The organism is Aquabacterium lacunae (genome assembly GCF_004310865.1).
Lineage (GTDB): Bacteria > Pseudomonadota > Gammaproteobacteria > Burkholderiales > Burkholderiaceae_C > Aquabacterium > Aquabacterium lacunae.
This window is the reverse complement of the sequence record NZ_SIXI01000001.1, coordinates 336,874-349,426: the sequence shown is the minus strand read 5'-3', so window position 1 is coordinate 349,426 and position 12,553 is coordinate 336,874. Positions and strand designations below refer to the sequence as shown.

Genomic DNA, 12,553 nt, shown 5'->3' with positions numbered 1-12,553 from the left:
GGGTTCAGCCCAGGCTGCCCAGTGTGGCCAGCACTTCCTGGGCATGCACCAGGCGCTCGGTCAGCGCCTGCAGGGTGCGACCTTCGCTGCGGGCCTGCTGCTCCAGCCGAGCCAGGGCCTGCTGAGCACCCATCGAGTGACGGTGCATCACGATGCCGATGGCCAGGGCCACGGTCTGTGTGGTGGGGTCTGGCACCTCGGCGTTCGCCGCAGGCGCCAGGGCTTCATCCAGCCCCTCGGGTGCCGCGGGCGCGGCGGCGGTGAGCAGGTCAGGGGTGGCAGGCTCGTTGCTGGCCGGCTGGTGCTGGCCGTTCAGGCCCCGGCTGGCGAAGGCCGCTTCCACGGCCGGCACGATCTGTTTCACGTCGAGCGGCTTGACCAGGTAGGTCACAGCCCCCAGGGCCTTGACCTGGGCGATGGTGGCCTCGTCAGAGAACGCCGACAGGAACATGAAAGGGATCTGGCAATACTCGCGCAGGTAAGCGGCCACGTCGAAGCCACTCTTGCCCTCCATGCGGATGTCGAGCAGGGCCAGGTCGGGCTTGTGCTGGCGGGCCAGCAGGATGGCGTCGTCGCCGTTGTCGGCGTCGATCACTTCGAAGCCGGCCTGGGCCAGGCCATGGGTCACGGTGGCGAGCACGAGTCGGTCATCGTCAACGACGAGCACTTTGCCTTTGTTGCCTGCGGTCATGTCGATGGGGACGTCGTGCGGTGCTCGCGAGACGCACCACCTGGTTGAAACGTTATAGTTTAACGCGGCTCATTTTCTCTGGGGAGCGGCGCCTGAGTTCCTTATTGTGGCCAAAGCGCGTACTGTTGACCAGTGGGCTCACCCAGGGTTGCGGGGGGCTCCCCCTGCACGATACCCGGTGGGGTCAGTTGCAGCACCGTCACCACCCAGTTGCCATCCTGCCGCATCTGGATGCGCGAACTGCGCCGGGGCATCAACGCGCGCACCAACCCCAGGCCCGACACTCCGCCCCGGATCTGGTCCACGCTGAAGCCTTCGGGCAGTTGCCCCGGGTTGCGGATGCAGATCTGGGCACCCTGTTCGTCGCACTGCAGCTCACAGTGCAGAGGCAGGGCTTGACCGGCAGGCGCCTGCGGGCTGTGCTTGTGCGCGTTGGTCAGCAATTCGTTCAGACACAGTGCAATCGGGATGGATTCGGCCTCGGGCAGCAGCCAGGGCACCCGCGTGGCTTCGGGTTGGCCGTGGTCGATCTGTCGACCGAAGGTTTTCTGCACCGAGCCGGCAATGGCCGAGACCACGCTGTCCAGTCGAAGCGGGCCGCCGGTGCCCACCTGCAGGCCGTACACCTGGGCAATGGCCTGCACCTGCCCCACCACTTCGGCAATGGCGGGCGCCACTTCTGGCTTGCGTGCGGCGATCTGCTGCAGCAGGCCGGCCACGCCCTGCAGGTTGTTCTTGATGCGGTGGTGCACCTCTTTGACCAGCATTTCGCGCTGGGTGATGGCCGCTTCCAGGCGCGCGTTTTCAGCGGCCCGCTGCTCGGTGATGTCCGAGGCCACCATCAGCACCTGGTCGGGCGTGTCGCCGTCGCCCTGCAGCGGCAGGTAGTTCACGTCCCAGATCTGGGCGGTGCCACGGGTGCTGCCTTCGATGCGGTGCTCTTTCTGGACCGCGTGCTGGGCATCGAGTGCCGAGTTCATTTCCAGGCCCAGCAGGCGGGCTCGGGCTTCGGGGTAGATCTCGTTGAGCGATTGCCCCACGGCCTGGCCCGCATCGCGCTGCATGAAGCTGGCGGCGCTCTGGTTGGCCTGCAGCAGCTTGAGGCTGCCGGCTTCGTGCACCGTGATGGCCATGGGCGCCATCTCGATGATGCGCTTCAGCCGGGCTTCGGCCTCGGCCGAACGGGCTTCGGCCTGGCGGCGACGGTCGATGTCCAGCAGTGCGTAGGTGACCTGCCGGTGGGTCGATTCGACATCGATCACCACGGCATTGCCCACCACCCAGAAGACGCGGCCGTCACGGGCCATCACCTGGCATTCGAAGGTGTGCGACTGGCCGTCTTGCAGGGTGTCGAGGTAGTCGGTGATGCGGAAGGGGTGGTCGATGTCGTGCGTGGCCACGGTGGCCAGCGGTTTGCCCACGAAGTCGGACAGGTCGCCGGCGAACATGCGCCGCGCCGAGCGGTTCATCCAGCTGATGCCGTTGGGGTCGATGGTGACGATGCCCACGAACACCGAGTCGAGGATGGCACGCGTGCGGTCGGCCTGCTGGGCCAGGTCGCGCTCCATGGCCTCGAGGCGGATGGTCTGTTTGCGGATGCGGCTGGTGTCGGACAGCACGGCAATGGCTTCCAGCGGGCCGTTGACGTCACCGATGCGCTTGACCGTGAGCGTGTACCAGAGCGTGGGCAGGCCGGGCACCAGGATTTCGAGTTCGCGTTCGAACTGGCCTTCGGCCTGCAGACGGGGCACGAAATCGGCGGCGAAACGGCGGATGCGTGCGTCGTGGTTGAGCAGGGTGTCCAGGCTCATGTTGGTGAGCGTGGTGCCGGCCATGCCCAGCATGCGTTCGAAGCGCCGGTTGCAGCGCACCAGGGTGTTGCCCCGCAGGTAGGCAATGCCGGCCGGGGAGCTTTCCAGGATCATGGTGAGCTCGCGCAGCAGGGCTTCGCTGTCCGAGGCGTGCGCCAGGGGCTGACCTTCGGCACCCTCTGCAGGACGCGGTGGTGCGCCCGCGCTGGATGGTGCTGGCGGCGTGGCCACGGCGGCCTGCAGCACACACAGGAAGCGGCGCTGGCTGCCTTCGGCACCCGGCTGGGCGTGCACGTCTGCACGCAGGCTGCGTGCGGGGTGCCCCGCCTTGGACCAGCCGGTGCGCGTGGGCAGCGGCGCGTCACCCGGGCGCAGGCCCAGCAGCGCCACCGGGCTGTCCCAGCCCACCAGCTGTTGCAGGGCCGCGGGCAGGGTGGCCACGTGCGTGCCCGGCTCGGGGTTGAGACCGGTCATGCGCGTGAACGCCGCGTTGTGGCGCAGCCAGAGGCCTTGTTCTTCGAACTCGGCCATGGCCAGGGGCACCAGGTCGAACCAGGGGTCGGTGTTCGTCACGGACATCTTGGGTGAGTGTTCCGTTGATTCTGCGCCTGCCTGGTGCGGGCGGGCGCAGAGAGAGGGGCTGTTCGCGGTCAGACGTGTCGGCGGCGCGACGTTGAGGACGATCCAGCCGCGGCCTCAGGCGCTCGGCGGAGTCACCACGCTCACGCCAGGCATTTTCGACGAGTAATCCTTGGGCAGCAGGCTCAGGCGGGCCGCCACCTGGTGGGCCACGGCGCGGTACAGGCCGGCGGCGGCGCTGTCGGGGTCGGACACCACGGTGGGCTGGCCCGAATCGGCCTGCTCGCGGATCTTCAGGTCCAGTGGCAGCGAGCCCAGCAGGGGCACATCGCCCTCGCTGGCCAGCTTCTGGCCGCCATGCTGGCCGAAGATGTGGGCCTCGTGGCCACAGTTCGGGCAGTGGAACACGGCCATGTTCTCGATGATGCCCAGCACCGGGGTGTTCACCCGCTCGAACATTTTCAGGCCCTTGCGGGCATCGAGCAGGGCGATGTCTTGCGGCGTGGTCACGATCACGGCGGCCGTGAGGGGCGCGCGCTGGGTGATGCTCAGGTGGATGTCGCCGGTGCCCGGGGGCAGGTCGACCACCAGGTAATCGAGCGGCTGGTCAGGCTCACCCCAGTTCGACAGGCGCAGCAGCTGGTCGAAGGCCTGGCTGGCCATGGGGCCGCGCCAGATGGTGGCCTTGTCTTCCGACACCAGCAGACCCATGGACATCACCTGCAGGCCAAAGGCCTCGGGCGGGGTGATGGTCTTGCCATCGGGGCTGTCGGGCTTGCCGCTCAGGCCGGTCATCAGGGGTTGGCTGGGGCCGTAGATGTCGGCGTCCAGCAGGCCCACGCGGGCGCCTTCGGCCGACAGGGCCAGGGCCAGGTTGATGGCGGTGGTGCTCTTGCCCACGCCGCCCTTGCCCGAAGCCACGGCGATCAGGTTCTTGGCGCCAGGCAGCGTGGTTTGCCCCACAGGCACGGCGCGGGCCGTGATGCGGGTGCTGAACTGCACCTTCACGCCCTGGATGCCGGGCACGGCGGCCAGGCTGGTTTTCACTTGCTCGACCAGCTGCGGCCACAGGCTTTTTGCCGGGTAGCCCAGGGTGATCTGCAACTGGGCCACGCCATCGGAGCCCACCTTCAGCTGTTGCAGCTGCCGGCCTGTTACCCAGTCCTGGCCGGTCAGGGGGTCGATCAGGGCGCGCAAGGCACCCAGGGCGGCGGTTTCGAGGGCGTTCGGGGGGCTGGAAAGGCTCATGGGGAGGGTGCTGGCGGCAGGCCGTGGGCTTCAAGGGGCGCAGGGAAGGTCCAAAGGACGCGCAGGCGTAAGTGTGCCGCACTTAAAATCTCGGGTCTGCCCATCCGAGCTTCACACCATGCCCCGTCAGCTTTTCGTCACCACGGCACTGCCCTATGCCAATGGCCACTTCCACATTGGCCACATCATGGAATACATCCAGGCCGACATCTGGGTGCGTTTCCAGCGCATGCAGGGGCATCAGGTGCATTTCGTGGGGGCTGACGACGCGCACGGCGCACCCATCATGATCGCGGCCCAGAAGGTGGGCAAGACGCCGCAGCAGTTCGTGGCCGACATCGCCGCGGGCCGCAAACCTTATCTGGATGGCTTTCACATCAGTTTCGACCACTGGTCGAGCACCGACAGCCCCGAGAACCACGCGCTGGCGCAAAGCATCTACCTGGCCCTGAAAGACCAGGGCCTGATCGACGTTCGGCCCATCGAGCAGTTCTTCGACCCCGAAAAGGGCATGTTCCTGGCCGACCGCTTCATCAAGGGCGAATGCCCCAAGTGTGGCGCGAAAGACCAGTACGGCGATTCCTGCGAGGTGTGCGGCGCCGTGTATGCGCCCACCGAACTGAAGAACCCGTACTCGGCCCTGTCGGGCGCCACCCCGGTGCTCAAGACTTCCGATCACTATTTCTTCAAGCTGTCCGACCCGCGCTGCCTGAGCTTCCTGGAGCAGTGGACGCAAGACGGCAAGCTGCAGCCGGCCGTCAGCAAGAAGATCAAGGAGTGGTTCACCAAGGATGAAAACGGCGAAGGTGGATTGGGTGACTGGGACATCAGCCGCGATGCGCCGTACTTCGGCATCGAGATCCCCGGCGCGCCCGGCAAGTACTTCTACGTGTGGCTGGACGCGCCCATTGGTTACCTGGCCTCGCTCAAGAGCTACTTCTCGGCTGGTGGCCCGAAAGCCAAGTACGGCGAAGCCCGCAGCTTCGAAGAGTTCATGGCCGATCCGGCCGTGGAGCAGGTGCACTTCATCGGCAAGGACATCACCTACTTCCACACCCTGTTCTGGCCCGCGATGCTGCAGTTCAGCGGCCGCAAGCTGCCGAACCAGGTCAACGTGCACGGCTTCATGACCGTGAACAATGGCGAGAAGATGTCCAAGAGCCGCGGCACCGGCCTCGACCCCCTGAAGTACCTGAGCCTGGGCATGAACCCGGAATGGCTGCGTTACTACATTGCGGCCAAGCTGAACGCCAACGTCGAAGACATCGACTTCAACAAGGACGACTTCATGGCCAGGGTCAACTCTGACCTGGTGGGCAAGTTCGTCAACATCGCCAGCCGTGCCGCAGGCTTCCTGGCCAAGCGCTTTGAAGGCCGCACCACGGCCGCCCTCGGCGACGAGGGCCAGGCCTTGCTGGCCACCCTGCAAGCGGGCCGCGCCGGCCTGGTCGAGCTGTATGAGGCGCGCGAGCTGGGCAAGGTGCTGCGCGAGATCATGCTGCTGGCCGACCGCGTGAACGAATACGTCGATGCCAACAAGCCCTGGGAGCTGGCCAAGCAAGAGGGGGCCGATGCCCGCCTGCAGGAGGTCTGCACCGTGTGCATCGAGGCCTTCCGCCTGCTGAGCATCTACCTCAAGCCCGTGCTGCCCGCGGTGGCCGCCAACGTCGAGGCTTTCCTGAAGGTCGAGCCCATGACCTTTGCCAGCGCCGAACAGCTGCTGGGCGAGCACACCATCGGCGCCTACCAGCATCTGATGCAGCGCGTGGACGTGAAGATGCTCGATGCCCTGTTCGAGCCGCCGCCCGCACCCGTGGTCGAGGCACCGAAACCCGGCGGTGAGGACATCGCCCCCACCATCACCATCGACGACTTCGTCAAGGTCGATTTGCGCATCGCCAGGATCGTGAATGCCGAGCACGTGGAAGGCAGCACCAAGCTGCTGCGCTTGACCCTGGACGCGGGTGAAGGCCGCCACCGCAATGTGTTCAGCGGCATCAAGGAGGCCTACCAGCCTGAGCAGCTGATCGGCAAGCTGACGGTGCTGGTGGCCAACCTGGCGCCGCGCAAGATGAAGTTCGGCATCAGCGAAGGCATGGTGCTGGCCGCCTCGCACGCCGACGAAAAGGCCAACCCGGGCGTGTACGTGCTCGAACCCTTCCCCGGCGCCGAGCCGGGCATGCGCATCCGCTGAAGTGCGGGTGCAGGCCTTGGCGCTGGAGCCCAGCCTTGCGGCTCGGGCCCTGGCGTCAGGCCTTGCCCAGCAGGGCCTGTGACAGCTCCGGGTCGGCCGGGTCGCGCCCGAACCAGATCCTCAGGGCATTGGCGAAAAACTCGTCGTCGCCCACGCGCTCGGCCACCTGCTGGCCATTGAACACGAAGGCCGTGCCTTTGCCAGGCTCGAAGTCCATCGAGAAGTTCACCCCCGCGTCCATCACCGAGCGGTAGGAAAAGATCTGGATCAGGTCCGACACCGTGGTGGTGTAGCGGGCGATCACATCAGGCTCGCAATTGGCCTTCATGCCCTTGATGAACATGAGGCCGATGTCGGCGGTTTTCAGGGCGCGCAAGCTGACCATGCTCAGGCGTTTGGGCCCTGGCATGGCCAGCAGCTGCGAGGCCGACTGAACCCTGCGCGGTGTGTACAGGGCCATGTCGTACACCTTCACGAACATCTTGGTGCGGGTGCCTTTGCCGTTGAGCAGCAACTCGGTGTTGCCCAGGCGCACGTAGTTGGCAAAGCGTGTGGCGGTGTTCTGGGCCCGTGCGGTGGCCGGCAGGGTGCCTGCGGCCACGCTGCCCAGCAAGCCAAGACCGGCGATCACGGCCTGTCGCCTGGAGGTGTCGGTGGTGTGTGAAGGGTGGTTGGGCGCCATGCGGGTCCTCGGTCGAAGAACGATGGGGCGGTCAACTCCCCCGCCCGAAGTGGCGCGATTCTAGATAGTGAAAAAAGCGGACGCAGCCCTTGTTTGAAGGGGCGCTGTGGCGTGCCCCCTTGCCTGAGGGGGCGTCGCAGCCGCGCGCTGGCGCGGCAACCGTGCGGCTCAGTTCAGCGTCTGCAAGTGGCTCAGCACGGCCAGCGCCCAACCCGTGGGCGCGGCGCTGGTGGCCAGCTCGGCCGCACGCTCGGCGGTGTCGGGCTCGTCCAGGGCCGCCTGAAGGGCCTGGTCCAGCGCCTGCCATTGCGGGCTGTTGCCCAGTGGCGTGCCGGCCAGGGCCTGGCTGACCCGGGGGTGGGCCTGGCGCCACAGCGCCAGGGCATCTGCCCAGCCTGCGCGCGGGGTGGCCAGTTCGGCCCAGTTGCCCGCGCAGGTGTCCAGCAGGGCCGACAGGTGCGCACGAGGGGTCTGCACCACGGCAGGCAGCGGCACCGGTTGGCAGGCTCGCTGGACCTGTCTGCTTGCATTGGCATCCGATGCCGCCGACTGCACCTGGGCGGCCAGGCGGGTGCCTTTCATGGCCTTCGATTGCACGTCCAGCCACAGCCCGTGGGCCTGCACCCAGCCCATGGCCAGTGACAACAGCGCCTGGGGCTGGCCGTCGATCAGCTCGAACTCCAGCTCCTGCAGGCGCTCGCGTGCTGCGCCGGCCTCGATGGCGCCCAGGTCCAGGCACACGGCCACGCGGCCCAGGGCGTGGTCCAGGGTGCGCACATGGCGCTCGAAGCGGGTGTCGTACACCGTCACCAGGGCCGCTGGTGGCGTGCCGGCCTGCTCAGGCCAGTTCAGCGCGCGTCGCAGAGCCTGCTGCACCTCAGGGCTGTGGGCGGCCAGCACCGGGGCGGGACGGCCATCGGCGGGGGCGGGCAGGGGGCAGTTTTCTTCCACGCGGGTCATGGCGTCGGCCCCCAGGCCTTTGTAGGTCTGCACCCAGTCGTCGCCTTCACGCCGCACCCGCCAGGCACAGCGCTGCCGGGCCAGGGCGTGGTCGGCCGTGTCGAAATAGGCCGCGTGCATGGGGATGGCCGGTGCGCGGCCCAGGGCCTGCAGGGCTTCATTCACACCGGAAAGTGCCGAATCAGGCACCTGAAACTTCAGCTCGATCTCTTTCATGCCCGAGATTGTGGGGCTATGCTTGCGCCCTGCAGTTTCAGAATTTCACACAACGGAGGACCTGTGAGTTTCCTGGACAACCTTCGGCAGCAGGCCGATCAGTTGCGTCAGACCCAGCACCTGAGCCATGCCGACCGTCAGGCGCGTCACGCCGAGGTCGAAAAGGCCTGTCTGGCGGTGTTTCGCTACTGGGTCGACCTGTCCAAACAGCTCAACACCCTGCTGCCTGTGCCGCGGGGCCGTTACCTGATCGACACCAAGCTGGCCATCCAGGGGCAGCCCATGCGCAACTTCCGCGCCGATGTGCGCAAGAAGGGCCTGTCGGTCGACCAGGACCTGACCGACCATGTGGCGCTGTATGCCACGGTGGGCGAAGGCCAGTCCGTGCACCTCAAGCGCGATTTCCTGCCCGAGATGGAAAAGCTGGAAGCTCGACTGAACCAGGCCGGCATCCGCTACCAGCCCGAGCGCATCCTGCAGCCCGAAACCGGCAAGCTGCTGGAGGTGCGTTACGAGTTCGTGGCCGACGTGATCGCCGGCATCAAGCTCAAGCCTCTGCACGACGAAGCCCGCCTGCAGTTCCAGGTGAACAACCTGGAGGGGCTGGCCCGCTGGACGGTGGAGTTCGAGGCCTCGCAGGTCAGCACCACCGTGCTCGACGAGTTGTCCAAGTGGGTGGTGGGGCAACCCAACGATTTCGTGCGCCGCGGCAAGCTGCTCGAGATGAAAGAGGTCTGAGGTTCACCACCGCCGGGCCATGCCGATAAAATGTCGGCTGGGCCGGCAGAGCCTTCTGCCCCGGCCAACCCCATCGAAAGCATCACCATGCCTCTGTTCTGGAAACCCTACAAGTCTGACGTCACCCAGTTCATCGACAGCCTCAAGCAGCGCGACCCGCAGCTCGAAGAGCGTCAACGCCAGGGCCGCGCTCTGCTGTGGGACAAGCAGGTGGACCGCCAGGCCCAGGCCGAGCAGCGCGCCGCGCGCGTGGCTCAGCAGCCTTACGTCTATCACACCAAGGGCTGAGCCCTGTGAGCGGTCGGATCGACGAAGGGCCTGAGGCCCTCCTCGACGACCATGGGCTGCCAGCGGTCGTCGACCATGTGGCCATTGCGCGCCTGTACGGCGAGCCCCTGTTCAATTTCCCGACCGATCTCTACATCCCTCCAGACGCGCTGGAGGTGTTCCTGGAGGCTTTTGAAGGCCCCCTGGACTTGCTGCTCTACCTGATCCGCAAGCAGAACTTCAACATCCTCGACATCCCGCTGGCCGACGTCACGCGCCAGTACCTGGCGTATGTCGACCAGATCCGCAAGTCGAACCTCGAACTGGCGTCCGACTATCTCCTGATGGCAGCCATGCTCATCGAGATCAAGTCGCGGATGCTGCTGCCCCCCAAGAAGACCGAGGCGGGCGAAGAGGCCGAAGACCCGCGTGCCGAGCTGGTGCGTCGCCTGATCGAGTACGAGCAGATGAAGTCTGCCGCGCACAAGCTTGACCAGGTGCCGCTGCTGGGTCGTGATTTCCGGCGAGTGCAGATCCATGCCGAGCCCGGTGAGCGCGTGCGCCACCCCGATGTGGCGGTGGTCGAACTTCGCGAGGCGTGGATGGACATCCTCAAGCGCGCCAAGCTGCACACCCACCACACCATCTCCCGAGAAGAGTTGTCGGTGCGCGAGCACATGTCCATCGTGCTGCGCACCCTGCAAGGCCGCAAGTTCGTCGAGTTCCAGGACCTGTTCGACGTGAGCCGAGGCGCACCCGTCATGGTGGTCACCTTCATCGCGATGCTCGAGTTGACCAAGGAGCGCTTGCTCGAGATCACGCAGGCCGAGGCTTTCGCGCCGGTCTACGTGCGTCTGGCCTACCAGCCCTCCTGAGTTCGGCGCAGGCTTTCAGCGCACCAGGCGCAGGATGCGGCCGTCCTCTTCGTCGGTCACCAGGTACAGCCAGCCGTCGGGGCCCATGCGCACGTCACGGATGCGACCTACTTTGCGCTCCAGCAGTGGCTGGCGTGCCACGACCTGGTGGTCTTTCAATTCGATTCGCCACAAGGTCTCGCCACTCAGCGAGCCTGAAAACAGATGCCCCTCCCAACCCGGGTAGCGCTTGGCGGTGTTGAAGGCCAGGCCGCTGGGCGCCGTGGAGTAGGGCGCCCACACACTCAAGGGGGGCTCGAAATCGGGTTCGTGGTGCCCCCCGTTGACCTGACATGTGTGCACTTCCGGGCTGCCATAGGGGCACCCGGCGCTGACCAGCGGCCAGCCATGGTTGCGGCCGGGCAGCACACGGTTGAGTTCGTCGCCGCCCTGAGGCCCATGTTCGGTCAACCAAAGCTCTCCGGTGTCTGGGTGCAGGGCCGCACCCTGCGCGTTGCGGTGCCCCAGGCTGTAGACCTCCGGTCGCGCGCCAGGCGTCGGCCAGCGTGGGTTGTCGGCAGGCACCGTGCCGTCGGCGCGAAGGCGAACCACCTTGCCCAGCGTTGTGCCCAGGTTTTGCGCGTGCTCGCGACCCGGACGTGACGGGTCGTCGCGCTGGCGGTCGCCCAAGGTCACGAACAGGTGGCCGTCACGGCCCCACACCAAACGGCTGCCATAGTGTCCATGGCCTGAGGTTTTGGGCACCTGCCGGTACACCACCTGCACGTCGAGCAATTCGTCCCCCACCAGTCGTCCTCGGGCCACGGCCGTGCCTTGCAGCCGGGCTTCTGCGCCTGTGCCTGGTTCGCTGTAGGTCCAGTACACCCAGGAATCGGCGCCTGGTACCACCGAGGTTGGGGCCACCGACACATCCAGCAAGCCGCCTTGCCCGCGGGCCACCACCGGTGGCAGACCCCTCACAGGCTGGCGCTGTTGCCCGTCGGCCGACAACAGCCAAAGCCGCCCACCCCGTTCGCTCACCAGCATGCGGCCGTCTGGCAAGAAGGCCAGCGCCCAGGGGTGTTCAAAGCCTCGGGCAACCTCTTCCACACTCGGCTGGCTGCCCGTTCGGGTGAGCTTGGCGTTGGTTGGGGTGTTGGCAGGCGCTTCCGATCGGCACCCGGACATCAGCGCCAGGCCCAGCAAAGCCATGCACAGGGTCAGCCTGTGTCCTCGGGTGGTGTGCGGCATGCGGTGTTCTTCAAAACGGCCAAATTCATCTGATCACCATGGTGACATGTGCGCGAAATTTTGTGTGGCATCCGTTGGTCAGGTGTCTCGGTGTTGAGCGTTTGTCGGAACTCAGGGTCTGCCCTAGAATCGCGCCACCTGACGGGCCGTGGTTTTCGCACGAACGTTCGTGCGGAGGAACTCGTCGGGGCAAGGACCTTCATGAGCACCCCTGCCGCGCCTGCACGCAAACCTGTCACCTTGCACCGCCTGCGCGAGATGCATGCACAGGGTGAAAAAATCACCATGCTCACGGCCTACGACGCCACCTTCGCCCGCCTGGTCGACGAGTGTGGCGTTGACTGCATCCTGGTGGGCGATTCGCTGGGCATGCTGGTGCAAGGCCACAGCAGCACGGTGCCCGTCAGCCTCGACGAGATGGTCTATCACACCCGCTGTGTGGCCCGAGGCAACCGCAGCGCCTGGGTGGTGGGTGACCTGCCCTTTGGCAGCTACCAGGAAAGCCGCGAGCAGGCATTGCGCAGCAGCGTGGCCCTGATGCAGGCCGGTGCCCACATGGTCAAGCTCGAAGGTGGCGGCTGGACAGCCGACACCGTGCACTTCCTGACCGAGCGTGGCATTCCCGTGTGCGCCCACATCGGCCTGACCCCGCAAAGCGTGCACGCCCTGGGCGGCTACCGCATCCAGGGCCGTGACGAGGCGGGTGTGGAAACCCTGCGCCGCCACGCGAAAGAGCTGACCCAGGCCGGCGCCGCCATGATGGTGCTGGAGCTGATGCCTTCTGCGGTGGCTGCCCAGGTGCAGGCCGACAACCCCGGCGTGATGACGATCGGCATCGGTGCTGGCAATGCCACTGCAGGCCAGGTGCTGGTGCTGCACGACATGCTGCACGTGACCCGCGGCAAGTTGCCCCGCTTCGTGCGCAACTTCATGGCCGAAGGCGGTTCGGTGGAAGACGCCATTGGCCGCTACGTCAGCGAGGTCAAGGCGGGGCACTTCCCTGACGAAAGCATCCATGCGTATTGAATGCGCATGAACGAGCTCGCTTCTTTGGCCTTGTCT

Annotated in this window: 11 protein-coding genes; 5 read left to right on the top strand and 6 right to left on the bottom strand. The window is 66.3% G+C overall.

Annotated features, from left to right (window positions below):
* Positions 1–4: 4 nt before the first annotated feature.
* The 3 genes from EYS42_RS01580 to apbC form a co-directional block, all read right to left on the bottom strand.
* Positions 5–691, bottom strand: coding sequence for a response regulator (locus EYS42_RS01580; protein ID WP_130966108.1), 687 nt, complete (start codon positions 689–691; stop codon positions 5–7).
* Between the two features lie 101 nt (positions 692–792).
* Positions 793–3,081: a sensor histidine kinase gene (locus EYS42_RS01575; protein ID WP_130966107.1), complete on the bottom strand. Its 2,289-nt coding sequence runs from the start codon at positions 3,079–3,081 to the stop codon at positions 793–795.
* Between the two features lie 117 nt (positions 3,082–3,198).
* Positions 3,199–4,329: an iron-sulfur cluster carrier protein ApbC gene (gene apbC / locus EYS42_RS01570; RefSeq protein ID WP_130966106.1), complete on the bottom strand. Its 1,131-nt coding sequence runs from the start codon at positions 4,327–4,329 to the stop codon at positions 3,199–3,201.
* A 118-nt stretch (positions 4,330–4,447) separates the two neighbouring features.
* Between apbC and metG the strand changes: the two genes are divergently transcribed.
* A complete protein-coding gene (metG, locus tag EYS42_RS01565; RefSeq protein WP_130966105.1) occupies positions 4,448–6,523 on the top strand; it encodes a methionine--tRNA ligase in 2,076 nt (691 codons plus the stop codon).
* Between the two features lie 55 nt (positions 6,524–6,578).
* On the opposite strand, the gene EYS42_RS01560 is transcribed toward metG, so the two are convergent.
* Both EYS42_RS01560 and EYS42_RS01555 read right to left on the bottom strand, forming a co-directional pair.
* On the bottom strand, positions 6,579–7,205 hold the full coding sequence (locus EYS42_RS01560) for a chalcone isomerase family protein (protein WP_130966104.1): 627 nt from the start codon (positions 7,203–7,205) through the stop codon (positions 6,579–6,581).
* 168 nt (positions 7,206–7,373) lie between these two features.
* On the bottom strand, positions 7,374–8,381 hold the full coding sequence (locus EYS42_RS01555) for a CYTH domain-containing protein (protein ID WP_130966103.1): 1,008 nt from the start codon (positions 8,379–8,381) through the stop codon (positions 7,374–7,376).
* A gap of 63 nt (positions 8,382–8,444) precedes the next feature.
* Here EYS42_RS01555 and EYS42_RS01550 point away from each other — a divergent pair, with 63 nt between their 5' ends.
* From EYS42_RS01550 to EYS42_RS01540, 3 genes are all read left to right on the top strand, one after another.
* On the top strand, positions 8,445–9,119 hold the full coding sequence (locus EYS42_RS01550) for a hypothetical protein (RefSeq protein WP_130966102.1): 675 nt from the start codon (positions 8,445–8,447) through the stop codon (positions 9,117–9,119).
* Between the two features lie 87 nt (positions 9,120–9,206).
* Positions 9,207–9,407 carry a DUF3460 family protein gene (locus EYS42_RS01545; protein ID WP_130966505.1) on the top strand — a complete coding sequence of 67 codons (201 nt, stop codon included), beginning with the start codon at positions 9,207–9,209 and terminating at the stop codon, positions 9,405–9,407.
* Positions 9,408–9,412: 5 nt separating this feature from the next.
* Positions 9,413–10,261 (top strand): segregation and condensation protein A, encoded by an 849-nt coding sequence (locus tag EYS42_RS01540; RefSeq protein ID WP_245503456.1) that lies wholly within the window; start codon positions 9,413–9,415, stop codon positions 10,259–10,261.
* 15 nt (positions 10,262–10,276) lie between these two features.
* Here the strand turns inward: EYS42_RS01540 and EYS42_RS01535 are convergent, their stop codons facing one another.
* Positions 10,277–11,491, bottom strand: coding sequence for a PQQ-dependent sugar dehydrogenase (locus EYS42_RS01535; RefSeq protein WP_130966101.1), 1,215 nt, complete (start codon positions 11,489–11,491; stop codon positions 10,277–10,279).
* A gap of 201 nt (positions 11,492–11,692) precedes the next feature.
* On the opposite strand from EYS42_RS01535, the gene panB reads away from it, so the two are divergent.
* Positions 11,693–12,517 carry a 3-methyl-2-oxobutanoate hydroxymethyltransferase gene (panB, locus tag EYS42_RS01530; RefSeq protein WP_130966100.1) on the top strand — a complete coding sequence of 275 codons (825 nt, stop codon included), beginning with the start codon at positions 11,693–11,695 and terminating at the stop codon, positions 12,515–12,517.
* The last annotated feature ends 36 nt before the right edge of the window (positions 12,518–12,553 follow it).

Excerpts from the sequence above, each read along its gene's own strand:
- metG (WP_130966105.1), top strand. The coding sequence starts at position 4,448 with ATGCCCCGTCAGCTTTTCGTCACCACGGCACTGCCCTATGCCAATGGC.
- EYS42_RS01545 (WP_130966505.1), top strand. The coding sequence starts at position 9,207 with ATGCCTCTGTTCTGGAAACCCTACAAGTCTGACGTCACCCAGTTCATC.
- EYS42_RS01575 (WP_130966107.1), bottom strand. The coding sequence starts at position 3,081 with ATGTCCGTGACGAACACCGACCCCTGGTTCGACCTGGTGCCCCTGGCC.
- EYS42_RS01555 (WP_130966103.1), bottom strand. The coding sequence starts at position 8,381 with ATGAAAGAGATCGAGCTGAAGTTTCAGGTGCCTGATTCGGCACTTTCC.
- EYS42_RS01580 (WP_130966108.1), bottom strand. The coding sequence starts at position 691 with ATGACCGCAGGCAACAAAGGCAAAGTGCTCGTCGTTGACGATGACCGA.
- EYS42_RS01560 (WP_130966104.1), bottom strand. The coding sequence starts at position 7,205 with ATGGCGCCCAACCACCCTTCACACACCACCGACACCTCCAGGCGACAG.
- panB (WP_130966100.1), top strand. The coding sequence starts at position 11,693 with ATGAGCACCCCTGCCGCGCCTGCACGCAAACCTGTCACCTTGCACCGC.
- apbC (WP_130966106.1), bottom strand. The coding sequence starts at position 4,329 with ATGAGCCTTTCCAGCCCCCCGAACGCCCTCGAAACCGCCGCCCTGGGT.
- EYS42_RS01535 (WP_130966101.1), bottom strand. The coding sequence starts at position 11,491 with ATGCCGCACACCACCCGAGGACACAGGCTGACCCTGTGCATGGCTTTG.